Origin of the sequence: Pseudomonas soli, from assembly GCF_021283165.2 — a bacterium.
Lineage (GTDB): Bacteria > Pseudomonadota > Gammaproteobacteria > Pseudomonadales > Pseudomonadaceae > Aquipseudomonas > Aquipseudomonas soli.
This window is the reverse complement of the sequence record NZ_CP128543.1, coordinates 988909-1003800: the sequence shown is the minus strand read 5'-3', so window position 1 is coordinate 1003800 and position 14892 is coordinate 988909. Positions and strand designations below refer to the sequence as shown.

Below are 14892 nucleotides of genomic sequence, written 5' to 3'. Positions count from 1 at the left end.
CCAACTTGATCGAGTAACAGGACCTTTACATGATCGCTTGTCTGCGGCTGCTCACAGCCCTCTGCCTTGCTGCCCTGCTGGCAGCCTGCGCCAGCTCGCCCTCATCCAGCCTGGGCGAACTGCCACGCACCCCGGACGCCAGCATCGAGCAACTGCTCGAGAAGGCGGCCTCCAGCAAGTCCGCCGAGGATGCGGCCCTGCTGCGCTTGAGCGCCGCGGACCTGGCATACAAGCAAAAGGATTTCCCGCGCGCCGCGCGGATTCTCGAGCAGGTCCCGCTGGAGCCGCTCAAGCCCGCCCAGCAGGTGTTCGCCTCCACCCTGGCCGCCGAGCTCGCCATGAGCCGCAACCAGCCCAAGGCCGCCCTGACCGCCCTCGCCCACCCGAGCCTGCAGCGCGTCGGCGAACTGCCGACCGAGCAGCAGGCCCGCACCTACAGCGTTCATGCCGCAGCCCTCGAAGCCGACGGCCAGGCCCTGGCCGCCGCCCAGCAGCGCGCGCTGCTGGCCCCCCTGCTCAGCGGCCAGGCCGCCAGCGCCAACAATGACGCGATCTGGGCCCTGGTCGCCTCGCTGCCCGCCGAACAACTGCAGCAGCCGGCCGCCGACGAGACCCTGGCCGGCTGGACCAGCCTGGCCCTGGCCGTGAAGCGCGCCGGCACCCTGGAACAGCAACAGGCCGCCATTGACACCTGGCGCCAGCAGCACCCCGAACACCCGGCAGCCAAGCAATTGCCGACAGCCCTGGTCAAGCTCAAGGAGCTGGCCAGCCAGCCACTGACCAAGATCGCCCTGCTGCTGCCCCAGGAGGGCCCACTGGCCGGTGTCGCCCGTGCGCTGCGTGACGGCTTCATGGCCGCTCACTTCCAGGCCCAGCAAGGTGGCCAGCCCGCCCCTGCGGTACAAGTGTTCGACAGCTCGCGCATCACCTCGCTCGACGACTTCTACCGTCAGGCCCAGGCTGCCGGCGTGCAACTGGTGGTCGGCCCGCTGGAAAAGCCGCTGGTCAAGAAGCTCGCCGCCTACCCGCAACTGCCTATCACCACCCTGGCCCTGAACTACGCCGACGCCGGCCAAAAAGCGCCGCCACAGCTGTTCCAGTTCGGCCTGGCCGCCGAGGACGAAGCCCGCGAAGTGGCACGCCGTGCCCGCGCCGACGGCATGGTTCGCGCCGTGGCCCTGGTACCGAGCGGTGAATGGGGCGACCGCGTGCTCGCCGCCTTCCGCCAGGACTGGGAAGGCAATGGCGGCACCCTGATCACCGCGCAGCGCATCGCCCAGCCCGTCGCCCTTGCCCAGCAGATCGCCGATCTGTTCCAGTTGCGCCAGAGCGAAGGCCGCGCCAAGAGCCTGCAGAGCACCGTCGGCGGCACCATCGCCGCGCAGCCTTCGCGCCGCCAGGACATCGACTTCATCTTCCTCGCCTCGACGCCGCAGCAGGCCCAGCAGATCAAGCCGACACTGAACTTCCAGTACGCCGGCGACGTGCCGGTCTACGCCACCTCCAACCTGTACAGCGCCAGCGGTGACGTGAACCAGTACAACGACATGAACGGCATCCGCTTCTGCGAAACGCCTTGGCTGCTGGACACCACCAACAGCCTGCGCCAGCAAGTCGTGCAGCAGTGGCCCCAGGCCGCCGGTAGCCTCGGCCGCCTGTACGCCATGGGCGTCGACGCCTACAGCCTGGCTCCGCGCCTGGGCCAGCTCAAAGCGCTGCCGGACAACCGCGTCGAAGGCCTGTCCGGTAGCCTGAGCATGAACCCCAGCCAGCGCATCGAACGCCAGCTGCCATGGGCCGAATTCGCCGGCGGCCAGGTCAAGCGCCTGCCGGACACCCCTCGCTGATGCCCGGCGCATCGCCCAGCCTTGCCGGCCAGACAGCCGAAGATCACGCCCTTGAATACCTTCAAGGGCAAGGTCTGCGGCTACTGGAGCGCAACTGGCGATGCAAGGGGGGCGAGCTCGATCTGGTCATGCTCGATGCCGATACAGTAGTATTCGTCGAAGTCCGCTACCGGTTGCATGCGGAGTTCGGCGGAGCGCTCGCCAGTATCGATGGGCGCAAGCAGCAACGACTGGCGCTTGCCGCCAACCTCTTCCTGCAGCACGAACCCCGCTGGGCCACCCGCCCCTGCCGCTTCGACGTTATCGCCCTGCAGGGCCGGGGGCATGCGGGGCAACCGCTTCAATGGCTGAAAAATGCCTTCGAGTGCTGAACCCAATTCGATTTTCTAGCTCTATGTTTCGCGGGCTGGTCACTGTTGCGCGTAGCAAAGGCCACCGCCCCTCTTAAGGTCACCCAGATGGACATGCAATCCCGAATTCGCCGGCTGTTTCAGGCCAGCATCGACACCAAGCAACAGGCAATGGACATCCTGGCACCCCACATCGAGCAGGCCAGCCTGGTCATGGTCAACGCCCTGCTCAACGACGGCAAGATGCTCGCGTGCGGCAACGGCGGCTCGGCCGGCGATGCCCAGCACTTCTCCTCGGAGTTGCTCAACCGCTTCGAGCGCGAGCGTCCGAGCCTGCCGGCCATCGCCCTGACCACCGACAGCTCCACACTGACCTCGATCGCCAACGACTACAGCTACAACGAAGTCTTCTCCAAGCAGATCCGCGCCCTGGGCCAGCCCGGCGATGTGCTGCTGGCGATCTCCACCAGCGGTAATTCGGCCAACGTGATCCAGGCGATCCAGGCCGCCCATGACCGCGAAATGATTGTCGTCGCCCTGACCGGGCGCGATGGCGGCGGCATGGCCTCGCTGCTGCTGCCCGAGGACGTCGAAATCCGCGTCCCCGCCACGGTCACCGCGCGCATCCAGGAAGTCCACCTGCTGACGATCCACTGTCTGTGCGACCTGATCGACAGCCAACTGTTCGGGAGTGAAGAATGATCTCCAAGCGTATCGGCCTGATGGCCCTGACCCTGTGCCTCGGCGTATCGGGCTGCAGTTCCGTACTCACCTCGGCGCGCAACTCGCCTATCGAGGATGACCGCGGCACCCGCACCATCGGCAGCAAGATCGATGACTCGCTGATCGAGACCAAGGTCTCGGTCAACATCGCCAAGGCCAACCCGGAGCTGGACAAAGGCTCGCACATCGTCGTCAGCAGCTACAACGGTGTCGTGCTGCTTGCCGGCCAGACCCCACGCGCCGATCTCAAGTCCCTCGCCGAGCAGACCGCCGGCCAGGTGCAGCGAGTCAAGAAGGTACACAACGAGCTGCAAGTCATTCAGCCGTCGTCGATCCTGGCGCGCAACAACGACGCCTGGCTGACCACCAAGATCAAGACCCAGATGCTGACCGACGAGAGCGTGCCCAGCTCGCGCATCAAGGTGATCACCGAAAACGGCATCGTCTACCTGCTCGGCCTGGTAAGACAGCAAGAGGCCAACGCTGCCACCAATGTGGTGCAAGGTGTGTCGGGCGTACAGAAGATCGTCAAGCTGTTCGAGTACATCGACTGACAACCCCTTGGCGAGCGTCGGGACGCTCGCCTTTTTCACTCTGATCCAGGAAGTACCCCATGAAAAAGCTGCTGCTGCCCGCTCTGCTGATCGGCACCTTCGCCACCCTGGCCGGCTGCTCCACTCCGAGCGTGATCACCCTCAACGATGGCCGCGAACTGCAGACCACCGACACGCCGCACTTCGACCGCAACTCCGGCTTCTACGAGTTCAAGCAACTGGATGGCAAGCCGACCCGCATCAACAAGGACCAGGTGCAGAGCATCAAGGACCTGTAATTGCGGCAGTAATGAAAAAGGCGATCCCTGCGGATCGCCTTTTTCGTTTCTGCCTGTTACTTCACGACTTTCAGGCTCGGACGACCACTCGGACGCGGCGGCTCGGGCGGACCATCATCATCCGGTTCGACACCGCCGTCCTCAAGGTCATCCTCGTCCGCGAGCGGCGGCTCCAGCTCGAAGACCATGCCCTGGCCATTCTCCCGGGCGTAGATCCCCAGGATGGCACCAATCGGCACATACAGCGTATGCGCCACGCCACCGAAGCGCCCTTCGAAGCTCACCGCCTCGTTGTCCATATGCAGGCTACGCACGGCACTGGGGGAGATGTTCAGGACGATCTGGCCATCGCTGGCGAAACCTTGTGGCACCTGGACCGCCGGGTACTCGGCGTTGACCAGCATATGGGGCGTGCAATCGTTGTCGACGATCCACTCGTACAGCGCACGAACCAGATAGGGGCGACTGGAGTTCATCAACGGCTCCTCTTTAAACCTTGCGCATTTCACGTTCAGTAGCAGACAGGCTCGCCTGGAAAGGCTCGCGGGCGAACTGTCGCTCCATGTAATCCAGCAGCGGCTTGGCCTGCCGCGGCAACTCGATACCCATCACCGGCAAGCGCCAGAGTATGGGCAGTAGACAGCAATCGACCAGACTCTGCTCCTCGCTCATGAAGCAGGCCATTTCAGCGAATAGCGGAGCCACGCCCGTCAGGCTCTCGCGCAACTCCTTGCGCGCCTGGGTACGTGCCGGCTCGCTGCTGCGCGGGTCCAGCACGGTGTCGGCCAGGCTGCACCAGTCGCGCTGGATGCGGTGCATCAGCAGGCGGCTGTTGCCGCGAGCCACCGGATAGACCGGCATCAGCGGCGGGTGCGGGTAACGCTCCTCGAGGTACTCCATCACCACGCTCGACTCGTACAGCGCCAGATCGCGATCGACCAGGGTCGGCAGACTGCCGTAAGGGTTCACTTCGACCAGCTTGGGTGGCAGGCGATTGCGGTCGACATCGATAATCTGCACCGTAACGCCTTTCTCCGCGAGCACCAGGCGTACCCGGTGGGAGTAATGGTCAGCGGGGTCGGAATAGCAGGCTAACCTGTTGGTTGCGCCCATGTAGCGCCTCCTCGTACGGGATGCTTGTAATACTGCAAATGAAAACGCGCCCGGGGTGCCCCAGCGACATCGCTGGGGCACCCCGGGCGCGTTCAACTACCAGAAACTACTGCGTGATCAGTGCACGTCCTTCCAGTATTCGCGCTTGAGCAAGTAGGCGAACACGAAGAAGAAAGCCAGGTACAGCAACACGTAGGTACCGATGCGCTGGCTTTCCAGTTTGACCGGGTTGGCCGAATAGGCCAGGAAGGTCACCAGGTTCTTGACCTTCTCGTCGAACTGCTCGGTCGTCAGGGTACCGGATTTCTCTTCGACGGTCAGCTGGTCACACGCTTCATGGGTCAATGGGCTGCCGGTCAGCGGGTCGTATTGCTTCTTGCCATCGACCACGCTTTGCACCTGCTTGCAACCAATCACTTGGTTGCCCTGCAGACCAACCAGTACGTTAGGCATGCCGACGTTGGGGAAGACCTTGTTGTTCACCCCATATGGCCGCGCCTTGTCCTCATAGAAACTGCGCAGGTAGGTGTACAACCAGTCGTTGCCACGCACCCGGGCAACCAGGGTGAGGTCGGGCGGCGCGGCGCCGAACCAGGTCTTGGCATCGTTCGGCTGCATGCCGATTTTCATGTGATCGCCGATCTTGGCGCCGGTGAACACCAGGTTTTCGAGCATAAGCTCGTGGGGAATCCCCAGGTCATCGGCGACACGCTCGTAACGCTGGAACTTGGCGCTATGGCACCCCATGCAATAGTTGGCGAAGGTACGCGCCCCATCCTGCATCGCGGCCTTGTCGGTCAGGTCGATATCGACCTTGTCCAGCTCCAGGCCGTGCTCGGCGGCGAACGAAAGGCCAGGCATCAATGCCAGCAAGCATACTGCAATAAACTTTTTCATCAGCCAGTCACCCTTTCCGGAACCGGTTTGGTCTTCTCGAGCCTTGTGTAGAACGGCATCAGCAGGAAGTAGGCGAAGTACAACACGGTGCACACCTGCGACAGCAAGGTACGCCCCGGGGTCGGCGCCAGCACGCCCAGCACGCCAAGGATGACGAAGGCCACGCAGAACACCAGCAACCAGATCTTGCTCAGCCAGCCCTTGTAGCGCATCGAGCGCACCGGACTGCGGTCAAGCCAGGGCAACACGAACAGCACCGCGATTGCCGCGCCCATGGCAATTACCCCGAACAGTTTGTCGGGCACCGCGCGCAGGATCGCGTAGAACGGTGTGAAGTACCAGACAGGCGCGATGTGCTCAGGGGTCTTGAAAGCGTTGGCCTGCTCGAAGTTCGGTTTTTCCAGGAAGTAGCCACCCATTTCCGGGAAGAAGAACACCACGGCACAGAACACGAAGAGGAACACCACGACCCCGGCGATATCCTTGACGGTGTAGTACGGGTGGAACGGGATGCCATCCAGCGGAATGCCGTTCTCGTCCTTCTTCTTCTTGATGTCCACGCCATCGGGATTGTTCGAACCCACTTCGTGCAGCGCCAGGATATGCAGCACCACCAGGCCCAGGATCACGATCGGCAAGGCCACCACGTGCAGGGCGAAGAAGCGGTTCAGGGTGATGCCGGAGATCAGGTAGTCACCACGAATCCACTGGGTCAGGTCATCACCGATCACCGGGATCGCGCCGAACAGCGAGATGATCACCTGGGCACCCCAGTACGACATCTGCCCCCAGGGCAGCAGGTAGCCCATGAACGCCTCGGCCATCAGCGCCAGGTAGATCAGCATGCCGAACAGCCAGACCAGCTCGCGGGGCTTCTGGTAGGAGCCGTAGAGCAGCCCGCGGAACATGTGCAGGTAGACCACGATGAAGAACGCCGAGGCGCCGGTGGAGTGCAGGTAGCGCAGGATCCAGCCGTACTCGACGTCGCGCATGATGTACTCGACCGAGGCGAAGGCCTCTTCCGCCGAGGGGGTGAAACTCATGGTCAGCCACACGCCGGTGACGATCTGGTTGACCAGCACCAGCAACGCCAGCGAGCCGAAGAAGTACAGGAAGTTGAAGTTCTTGGGCGCGTAATACTTGCTTAGATGGTCTTCCCACATCTTCGTCGCGGGGAAGCGCGCATCGATCCACTCCATGAACTTGCTCATCATGCGTTCTCCTGATCGACGCCGATGACGATGATTTCGTCCGACTCGTACGAGTGCGGTGGCACTGGCAGGTTTAGAGGCGCTGGCTGGGATTTGTAGACACGCCCGGCAAGGTCGTAGTGCGAACCGTGGCAGGGGCAGAAATAGCCACCGACCCACTTCGGCCCGAGGTCAGCCGGGGCGACCTCAGGGCGGAAGGTCGGCGAACAACCCAGGTGTGTGCACAGGCCCACCAGGATGAGAATCTCGGGCTTGATCGAGCGGACTTGCGGGTCGACGTAGGTAGGCTGCACCGACGCCTTGGATTCAGGGTCGGACAGCTCGCCGGTGATCTTTTTCAGATTACCGAGGATCTCCTCCGTTCGCCGCACGATGAATACAGGTTGCCCACGCCATTCAGCTACCATCTGCTGACCGGGCTCGACCTTGGCGATATTGACCTTCACCGGTGCCCCTGCGGCTTTCGCCTTGGCACTGGGAAACCATGACCCCACGAACGGTACCGCTGCCCCCACTGCCCCCGCTGCCCCGACCACGGATGTCGCGGCTACGAGGAAGCGGCGCCGGCCTGCGTTGACGCCGTCATTGCTCATTCAGTCCTCTCCCATCAGCTTGCTTGGCCTGTTTGAACAGGCATCTACTTAGGTACGTCTGTGGCACTAAAAATTGGCCGCAATGGTAAGGAACAAATCCACACGCTGACAAGGTGATTACCCGCTCGTCGGGCCACTACCCTCGCTTTGCTTGATCTGCGTCTATGCGACAAACGGCCACGGACTAGCAGACAGGTTAGTTGAAGACATAAAAAAAGCCCGGTTCCAAAAAGGAACCGGGCTTTTTTCGACTGCCGAAGCGGTATTAACGCTTGGAGTACTGAGGACGCTTACGCGCTTTACGCAGACCCACTTTCTTACGCTCAACTTCACGAGCGTCGCGGGTGACGTAGCCAGCACGACGCAGAGCGCCACGCAGGGTTTCGTCGTATTCCATCAGGGCGCGGGTGATGCCGTGGCGGATTGCACCGGCCTGACCGCTGACACCACCACCGGAAACGGTGACGTAGATGTCGAACTTCTCAACGGTTTCGGTCAGTTCCAGCGGCTGGCGAACAACCATGCGAGCGGTTTCGCGGCCGAAGAACACGTCCAGAGAACGGTTGTTGATGGAGATGTTACCGGTACCTGGACGCAGGAAAACGCGAGCGGTTGCGGTCTTGCGACGGCCAGTGCCGTAGTTTTGAGTCGCCGACATAATGAACTATCCCGTTAGATCTTCAGTTCTTGAGGCTGCTGAGCAGTGTGTGGGTGAGCAGCACCCGCGTACACTTTCAGCTTGCGGTACATGTCGCGACCCAGCGGGTTCTTCGGCAGCATGCCTTTGACCGCGGTTTCGATAACACGCTCAGGGGCCTTGGCGATCAACTTCTCGAAGTTGATTTCCTTGATACCGCCCGGGAAGCCGGAGTGGGAGTAGTACATCTTGTCGGAAGACTTGGCACCAGTCACACGGATTTGCTCGGCGTTGATGACGACGATGTAGTCGCCGGTGTCAACGTGAGGGGTGTATTCTGGCTTGTGCTTGCCACGCAGGCGGCTAGCGATTTCGGTAGCCAGACGACCCAGGGTCTGACCAGCGGCGTCGACTACGAACCACTCGCGCTTTACTGTTTCCGGTTTAGCAGTAAAAGTTTTCATTCTCTAAAGCCTCAGAGGCCGCCCAGCGAAAAATAGACGGCGAATCTTACTGGATAGTGCACAGCTTGCCAAGGGCAAGCGCGCAGCCGAACGCTGACGCTTTTGGGGGCTCGGGTCGGGCACGCCAATGTTCGACAAGGGTTCCCTGCATGGTGGTGCATCACTTCCGCCACACGGAGAGGGGCAGAATTATCCAGATTGCAGGAAAAATTTCAACCTGCTTTTATGCTCATCTTTGCCATGGAGCGTATACCCGATGGAATACCGTAAGCTCGGCCGTACCGACCTCGACGTCAGCGCCCTGTGCCTGGGCACCATGACCTGGGGCGAACAGAACACCCAGGACCAGGCCTTCGCCCAGATCGCCCTGGCCAAGGCCAGCGGCATCAACTTCATCGACACCGCCGAGATGTACCCAGTGCCACCGCGCCCGGAGACCTACGCCGCCACCGAACGCATCATCGGCAACTGGTTCGCCGCCAACGGCGACCGTGACGACTGGATCCTTGCCAGCAAGGTCGCCGGCCCCGGCAACGGCATCAGCCACATCCGCGACGGCCAGCTCAAGCACAACCGCCAGCACATCGTCGCCGCGCTGGACGAGAGCCTCAAACGCCTGCAGACCGACCGCATCGACCTCTACCAGTTGCACTGGCCCGAGCGCAGCACCAACTTCTTCGGCAAGCTCGGCTACCAGCACCTGCCCCAGGACATTTTCACCCCGCTGGAGGAAACCCTGGAGGTGCTCGATGAACAGGTGCGCGCCGGCAAGATCCGCCACATCGGCCTGTCCAACGAAACCCCGTGGGGCACCCTGAAATTCCTGCACCTGGCCGAAACCCGCGGCTGGCCCCGCGCGGTGTCGATCCAGAACCCCTACAACCTGCTCAATCGCAGCTTCGAGGTGGGCCTGGCGGAGGTGGCAATCCGCGAGCAGTGTGGTTTGCTGGCCTATTCGCCGCTGGCCTTCGGCATGCTGTCAGGCAAGTACGAAAACGGCGCCCGCCCCGAACACGCTCGCCTGACCCTGTTCAGCCGCTTTGCCCGCTACTCCAATCCGCAGACCGTGGCCGCCTGCGGCCGCTATGTGCAGCTGGCCCGCGAACACGGGCTGGACCCGGCGCAGATGGCGCTGGCGTTCGTGACCCGGCAGCCGTTCGTGACCAGCAACATCATCGGCGCGACGAACCTCGAGCAACTGCGCAGCAACATCGACAGCCAGGCGTTGAACCTGGGCGATGAACTGCTGGCGGCGATCGAGGCGGTCCATCAGGAGCAGCCGAACCCCGCGCCTTGATGCAACACAGACGCTGCACTGCTCTTTCGTGGGGTAGACACAATCGCCAAAAAATAAGACGATCCAGCCGGTGATTGACCACTCTACCCTATAAGAACAATGACAATGATGTTTACCCAACCCCCGGCGTCGCTGCGGCGCGTCAGCATCCTGGCCGTTGATAAAGTGTTCGCTTCGACACTGATGCAGGCCAAGGACTTCTTCCACCTGGCCAGCCTGCGCTACAGCAAGCAGCTGGGCCTGGGCCTGCAACCGATGTTCGAGATCGGCCTGGTGAGCCCGGACGGTTTGCCCGTGGACAGCTTCAGCAACGTGCAGTTGCCGGTCGACAGCGGCCTCAATGATGCCGACGTGATCATCCTGCCGGCCTTCTGGGATGACTTCGACAACCTGCTGCAACGCTATCCGCAGGTGCTGCCCTGGCTGCGCGCGCAGCATGCCCGTGGCGCGGTGCTGTGCGCCGAGGCCAGCGGCGTGTTCTGGCTGGCCGAGTCGGGGCTGCTCGACGGCAAGGAGGCAACCACCTACTGGCGCTTCTTCAGCAGCTTCGCCGAGCGCTTCCCGAAGATCCGCCTGAACCAGGACAAGCACCTGACCGACGCCGACAATCTCTACTGCGCCGGCGGCACCACCTCGGCCTGCGACCTGTACATCTACCTGATCGAACGCTTCTGTGGCGCCAACGTGGCCCGCGCGGTGGCCCGCGACATCCTCTACGAGGTGCAGCGCAACTATACCCCGGGGCGCATGGGCTTCGGCGGCCAGAAGCTGCACCAGGACCTGATCATCCTGCAGATCCAGCACTGGCTAGAAGAGCACTTCGCCGACAAGTTCCGCTTCGAGGATGTGGCGCGAAACCACGGCATGAGCATCCGCAACTTCATGCGCCGCTTCCAGAGCGCCACCGGCGACAAGCCCCTACACTACCTGCAGCGCCTGCGCATCGAGACCGCCAAGGGCCTGCTGTCGAGCACGCGCAAGAGCATCAAGACCATCAGCTACGAGGTGGGCTACGACGACGCGAGCTTCTTCGCCCGGCTGTTCCGCCAGCACACGGAGTTGTCGCCGAACCAGTATCGGCAGCAGTTCATGCAAGAGGCATGAATCTTCTATCGTGGGAGCGGGCTTGCCCCGCTCCCACGAAAGGAATGGTTTACGGCTTGTGCGCCCGCGACAGGAACTCGTGGGACTGCATCTCCAGCAGGCGGCTGAGCGTGCGCTGGAACTCGAAGCTCAGGCGCCCGCCGGTGTACAGGTCCTTGAGCTCCACCTCGGCCGAGATGATCAGCTTCACGTTGCGGTCGTAGAACTCGTCGACCATGTTGATGAAGCGCCGGGCGATGTCGTCGGTGGTCACGCCCATCTGCTCGACGTTGCTCAGCAGCACGGCATGGAAGATCTTGCCCAGCTCGATGTAGTCGTTCTGGCTGCGCGGCCCGTCGCACAGGGCGCGGAAGTCGAACCAGGCAACGTCATCGCAGGTGCGCAGGGCATGGATCTCGCGGTTCTCGATCATCAGCACGTCGTTCTCGACTGCCTGGGTGCACTCTGGGGTCAACGCCTTGAAGCTGGCGCGCAGGCTTTCATGCGCCGCGTCGTCGAGCGGGAAGTGGAACAGCTCTGCCTGCTCCAGGTGGCGCAGACGGTAGTCCACGCCGCTGTCGACGTTCACCACATCGGTGTACTGCTTGATCATGGCGATGGCCGGCAGGAAGCGCGCGCGCTGCAGGCCGTCCTTGTACAGGCCGTCCGGGACGATGTTGGAAGTGGCCACCAGCGACACGCCGTTCTTGAACAGCTCTTCCATCAGGGTGCCGAGGATCATGGCATCGGTGATATCGGAGACGAAGAACTCGTCGAAGCAGATCACCTTGGCTTCGTCGCTGAAGCGCTTGGCGATGATGGTCAGCGGGTTCTTCTCGCCCTTGAGGGTCTTCATCTCCTCGTGGACGCGCTTCATGAAGCGGTGGAAGTGCGTGCGCATCTTCTGCTTGAACGGCAGCGCTTCATAGAAGGTGTCGACCAGGTAGGTCTTGCCCCGGCCCACGCCGCCCCAGAAGTACAGGCCCTTGACCGGCGTCTGCTCCTTCTTGCCGAACAGCTTGCCGAACACGCCCGGCTTGTTGTTCTGCGCGTGTACCAGGTCGTCGTACAGGCGCTGCAGGTGACGCACCGCAGTTTCCTGCGCCGCGTCATGGAAGAAGTCGGGGCGTTTCAGATCGGCTTGGTATCGTTCTAGGGGCGTCATGATTTCGTTAGCGAGGCAACAAAAAACGGGCCGTCACTGTAGCGACCGGCCCGCTTAATGGCAATCAGACTTGCGTCAAAGTGACTCAGTCCGCCTGTGGCGCCAGGGCCTCGCGCAGGCTGGTGATGGCCGCGTCACGGGCCTCGGCGGCCTCGAACTGCGGCCCGTCGGCAACTTGCTCACCGTTCAGCCACAGCGAGAAGCCCAGGCCCTCGACTCGCACATCGGCCTCGCCGCCCTGTTGCAGCTGCTTGCTCACCGCCCCAGCGCTCTTGCCATCGGCGAAGCTGCGCGACAGCAGCAATTGCTCGCCATCAGCGGCCAGCAGGCGGAAGCGGAAGCTGCCATCCTCGTCACGGAAGCTGACGAAGCGGGCGCTCTTGGCGGCCTTCTTCTTCACCTCGGTGCTGGCCTGCACGGTGGTGCGGAACGAACGCAGGCCAACTGCCTCGCGCAGTTGCTCGAGGAACGGCGTGGCGATCTTGCGGGCCTTGGCGGCGCCGGCCAGAAGGATGTCCTCGAGCTCAGACGGGCGCGCGATCAGCTGGTGATAGTGCTCGCGCTTTTCGGCCAACTGGCCGTCGAGCAGCTGGAACAGGCGCTGCTTGGCATCGCCCCAGCCCAGGCCCTGAAGCAGCTCTTCGCGGAACTCGGCGCATTGCGCCGGCGAGGAGAAGGCCTGGAACAGGGTGAACAGGTGCGAGTTGTCCGGATCCTTGGCCTCGCCGGGGGCCTTGGAGTCGGTGACGATGCGCGAGATCGCATCCTTCATGTCCTTGGCGCTGGTGAACAGCGGGATGGTGTTGTCGTAGCTCTTGGACATCTTGCGACCGTCCAGGCCCGGGAGCGTGGCCACGCTCTCCTCGATCACCGCCTCGGGCAGGGCGAAGAAGTCCTTGCCCTGGCCGAACAGGTGGTTGAAACGCTGGCCGATGTCACGTGCCATCTCCACGTGCTGGATCTGGTCGCGGCCAACCGGCACCTTGTTGGCATTGAACATCAGGATGTCAGCAGCCATCAGCACCGGGTAGCTGAACAGGCCCATGGTAACGCCAGCGTCCGGGTCTTCGCCGGCCTCGACATTCTTGTCCACCGACGCCTTGTAGGCGTGAGCGCGGTTGAGCAGGCCCTTGGCGGCGACGCAGGTCAGCAGCCAGGTAAGCTCCGGGATCTCGGGGATGTCCGACTGGCGATAGAAGGTCACCTTGGCCGGGTCCAGGCCACCGGCGAGCCAGGTGGCGGCGATCTCCAGGCGCGAACGCTGGATGCGCTGCGGGTCGTCGCACTTGATCAGGGCGTGGTAGTCGGCCAGGAAGTAGAACGAGTCGACGCCGGGCTGCTGGCTGGCGAGGATGGCCGGACGGATGGCGCCGGCGTAGTTGCCCAGGTGCGGGGTGCCGGTGGTGGTGATACCGGTGAGGATGCGCGTGGTCATGGGGGTTCGCTTATTCAGGCTTGGCTCAGTTCGAAAGGCGCGGCAGCAGCAGATCCTTCAGATCGGTCAGCTTGCCATGGAAAAAGTGTCCGCATTCTGCCACTTTCAGCAGCTCGTGGGGGCGCGACAGGGCGGCGGACCAATCGTAGACCAGTTGCGGATCGACCACTTCGTCGGTGTCCGGCTGCACGACGATCAGCGCGACGCGCTCGGGCAGCGGGAACTGCGCGTTCAGGCGCATCACCGCCGGGGCGATCATGAACAGCTGTTGCAGCTCGACATCCGCCGCCTCCAGGCGACCGGCCAGGCTGGCGGCAACGAAGCCGCCGAAGGAGAAGCCCATCAGCACCAACGGCAGCTCGGGATGCTGCTGGCGCAACCAGGCTGCGGCAGCCTCGGCATCCGCTACCTCGCCAGCGCCCATGTCATGGCTGCCGGCGCTCTGGCCAACGCCGCGGTAGTTGAAGCGCAGGGTGACGTAACCTGCATCACGGGCGGTACGCTGCAGGGTCGAGACCACCTTGTTGAGCATGGTGCCGCCCTGGACCGGGTTGGGGTGGCAGATCAGCACCGCGCCGCGGGCATCGGCCACGTCCAGGTACAAAGCCTCGAGCTGGCCGGTCGGGCCATCAATGAACAAGGGGGTTTCGCGGATAAGCAAGGTACTACTCCGTGACCTCGTGAAGGGTCGACTCGTCTAGCAAAGGAATTCTGTTCTGATTTGCGATCGCTCGCGGTATACAGCGCAGGTCTGAGCCGTTAACGTAAAGCAAAGCCGTTTATAGAGGAAGGACTCGTGGAACACTCGCTCCTTGTTTGGTTGCTGCCGACCCTGGCCCTGGTTGTCGGTGTCGTCGTCGGTTTCGCGCTGGCCCGCCTGCTGCCCAACGCGGCACCAAGCAACACCCAACGCCAGCTGGATGACATCCAGCAGCGCTTCGACAATTACCAGAACGAAGTGGTAACCCACTTCAACAGCACTGCATCGCTGGTCAAAAAACTGACCCAGAGCTACCAGGACGTGCAGGATCACCTGGCCGACGGCGCCAACCGCCTGGCCCTGGACGAGCTGACCCGCCAACGCCTGCTGGCCGCGCTGCACTCCGAAGCCGCGCAAGGCCCGCGTGATCGCCTGACGCCGCCGAAGGATACCGCCGAAGTGCCACGCGACTACGCACCGAAGTCGCCGAACTCGCCGGGCATGCTCGATGAGAGCTACGGGCTCAAGCGCTGAATCGATGACAT

General features: G+C 62.8%; 18 protein-coding genes. 8 read left to right on the top strand and 10 right to left on the bottom strand.

Features of this window, described 5'->3' with window-relative positions; genetic code table 11:
- Positions 1 to 29 precede the first annotated feature (29 nt).
- The 5 genes from LU688_RS04500 (at position 30) to LU688_RS04480 (ending at position 3752) form a co-directional block, all read left to right on the top strand.
- Positions 30 to 1847 (top strand): penicillin-binding protein activator, encoded by a 1818-nt coding sequence (locus LU688_RS04500; protein WP_094010221.1) that lies wholly within the window; start codon positions 30 to 32, stop codon positions 1845 to 1847.
- Complete coding sequence (locus tag LU688_RS04495; protein ID WP_094010222.1) at positions 1847 to 2218, top strand: YraN family protein; 372 nt, start codon at positions 1847 to 1849, stop codon at positions 2216 to 2218. The genes LU688_RS04500 and LU688_RS04495 overlap by 1 nt, the downstream gene beginning before the upstream one ends.
- Before the next feature lie 87 nt (positions 2219 to 2305).
- Positions 2306 to 2899 carry a phosphoheptose isomerase gene (locus LU688_RS04490; protein ID WP_023630216.1) on the top strand — a complete coding sequence of 198 codons (594 nt, stop codon included), beginning with the start codon at positions 2306 to 2308 and terminating at the stop codon, positions 2897 to 2899.
- Entirely contained in the window at positions 2896 to 3474 is a 579-nt protein-coding gene (locus LU688_RS04485) for a BON domain-containing protein (RefSeq protein WP_023630217.1), read from the top strand. The genes LU688_RS04490 and LU688_RS04485 overlap by 4 nt, the downstream gene beginning before the upstream one ends.
- A gap of 59 nt (positions 3475 to 3533) precedes the next feature.
- A complete protein-coding gene (locus LU688_RS04480; RefSeq protein WP_023630218.1) occupies positions 3534 to 3752 on the top strand; it encodes a YgdI/YgdR family lipoprotein in 219 nt (72 codons plus the stop codon).
- A 56-nt stretch (positions 3753 to 3808) separates the two neighbouring features.
- Here LU688_RS04480 and LU688_RS04475 read toward each other — a convergent pair whose 3' ends face one another.
- The 7 genes from LU688_RS04475 to rplM form a co-directional block, all read right to left on the bottom strand.
- Positions 3809 to 4228: a ClpXP protease specificity-enhancing factor gene (locus tag LU688_RS04475; RefSeq protein ID WP_094010223.1), complete on the bottom strand. Its 420-nt coding sequence runs from the start codon at positions 4226 to 4228 to the stop codon at positions 3809 to 3811.
- A 13-nt stretch (positions 4229 to 4241) separates the two neighbouring features.
- Positions 4242 to 4865 (bottom strand): glutathione S-transferase N-terminal domain-containing protein, encoded by a 624-nt coding sequence (locus LU688_RS04470; RefSeq protein WP_023630220.1) that lies wholly within the window; start codon positions 4863 to 4865, stop codon positions 4242 to 4244.
- Between the two features lie 117 nt (positions 4866 to 4982).
- Positions 4983 to 5762 carry a cytochrome c1 gene (locus LU688_RS04465; RefSeq protein WP_023628713.1) on the bottom strand — a complete coding sequence of 260 codons (780 nt, stop codon included), beginning with the start codon at positions 5760 to 5762 and terminating at the stop codon, positions 4983 to 4985.
- On the bottom strand, positions 5762 to 6973 hold the full coding sequence (locus LU688_RS04460) for a cytochrome b (protein ID WP_023628712.1): 1212 nt from the start codon (positions 6971 to 6973) through the stop codon (positions 5762 to 5764). Before LU688_RS04460 ends, LU688_RS04465 begins: the two co-directional genes overlap by 1 nt.
- Positions 6973 to 7566: a ubiquinol-cytochrome c reductase iron-sulfur subunit gene (petA, locus tag LU688_RS04455; protein ID WP_023628711.1), complete on the bottom strand. Its 594-nt coding sequence runs from the start codon at positions 7564 to 7566 to the stop codon at positions 6973 to 6975. Before petA ends, LU688_RS04460 begins: the two co-directional genes overlap by 1 nt.
- A 265-nt stretch (positions 7567 to 7831) precedes the next feature.
- On the bottom strand, positions 7832 to 8224 hold the full coding sequence (rpsI, locus tag LU688_RS04450; protein WP_003260797.1) for a 30S ribosomal protein S9: 393 nt from the start codon (positions 8222 to 8224) through the stop codon (positions 7832 to 7834).
- Between the two features lie 14 nt (positions 8225 to 8238).
- Positions 8239 to 8667: a 50S ribosomal protein L13 gene (rplM, locus tag LU688_RS04445; RefSeq protein ID WP_008097538.1), complete on the bottom strand. Its 429-nt coding sequence runs from the start codon at positions 8665 to 8667 to the stop codon at positions 8239 to 8241.
- 256 nt (positions 8668 to 8923) lie between these two features.
- Between rplM and LU688_RS04440 the strand changes: the two genes are divergently transcribed.
- Both LU688_RS04440 and LU688_RS04435 read left to right on the top strand, forming a co-directional pair.
- Complete coding sequence (locus tag LU688_RS04440; protein ID WP_094010224.1) at positions 8924 to 9964, top strand: NADP(H)-dependent aldo-keto reductase; 1041 nt, start codon at positions 8924 to 8926, stop codon at positions 9962 to 9964.
- Between the two features lie 207 nt (positions 9965 to 10171).
- The gene (locus LU688_RS04435; RefSeq protein ID WP_177182880.1) at positions 10172 to 11068 is read left to right on the top strand and encodes a GlxA family transcriptional regulator; all 897 of its coding nucleotides are present in this window, start codon (positions 10172 to 10174) and stop codon (positions 11066 to 11068) included.
- A 49-nt stretch (positions 11069 to 11117) separates the two neighbouring features.
- Here LU688_RS04435 and zapE read toward each other — a convergent pair whose 3' ends face one another.
- From zapE to LU688_RS04420, 3 genes are all read right to left on the bottom strand, one after another.
- The gene (gene zapE, locus LU688_RS04430; RefSeq protein ID WP_023630138.1) at positions 11118 to 12212 is read right to left on the bottom strand and encodes a cell division protein ZapE; all 1095 of its coding nucleotides are present in this window, start codon (positions 12210 to 12212) and stop codon (positions 11118 to 11120) included.
- A gap of 85 nt (positions 12213 to 12297) precedes the next feature.
- Positions 12298 to 13647, bottom strand: coding sequence for a tryptophan--tRNA ligase (locus LU688_RS04425; protein ID WP_094010225.1), 1350 nt, complete (start codon positions 13645 to 13647; stop codon positions 12298 to 12300).
- Between the two features lie 25 nt (positions 13648 to 13672).
- Positions 13673 to 14308, bottom strand: coding sequence for an alpha/beta hydrolase (locus tag LU688_RS04420; protein ID WP_094010226.1), 636 nt, complete (start codon positions 14306 to 14308; stop codon positions 13673 to 13675).
- Between the two features lie 135 nt (positions 14309 to 14443).
- Here LU688_RS04420 and LU688_RS04415 point away from each other — a divergent pair, with 135 nt between their 5' ends.
- On the top strand, positions 14444 to 14881 hold the full coding sequence (locus tag LU688_RS04415) for a Z-ring associated ZapG family protein (protein ID WP_023630140.1): 438 nt from the start codon (positions 14444 to 14446) through the stop codon (positions 14879 to 14881).
- Positions 14882 to 14892: the final 11 nt, after the last annotated feature.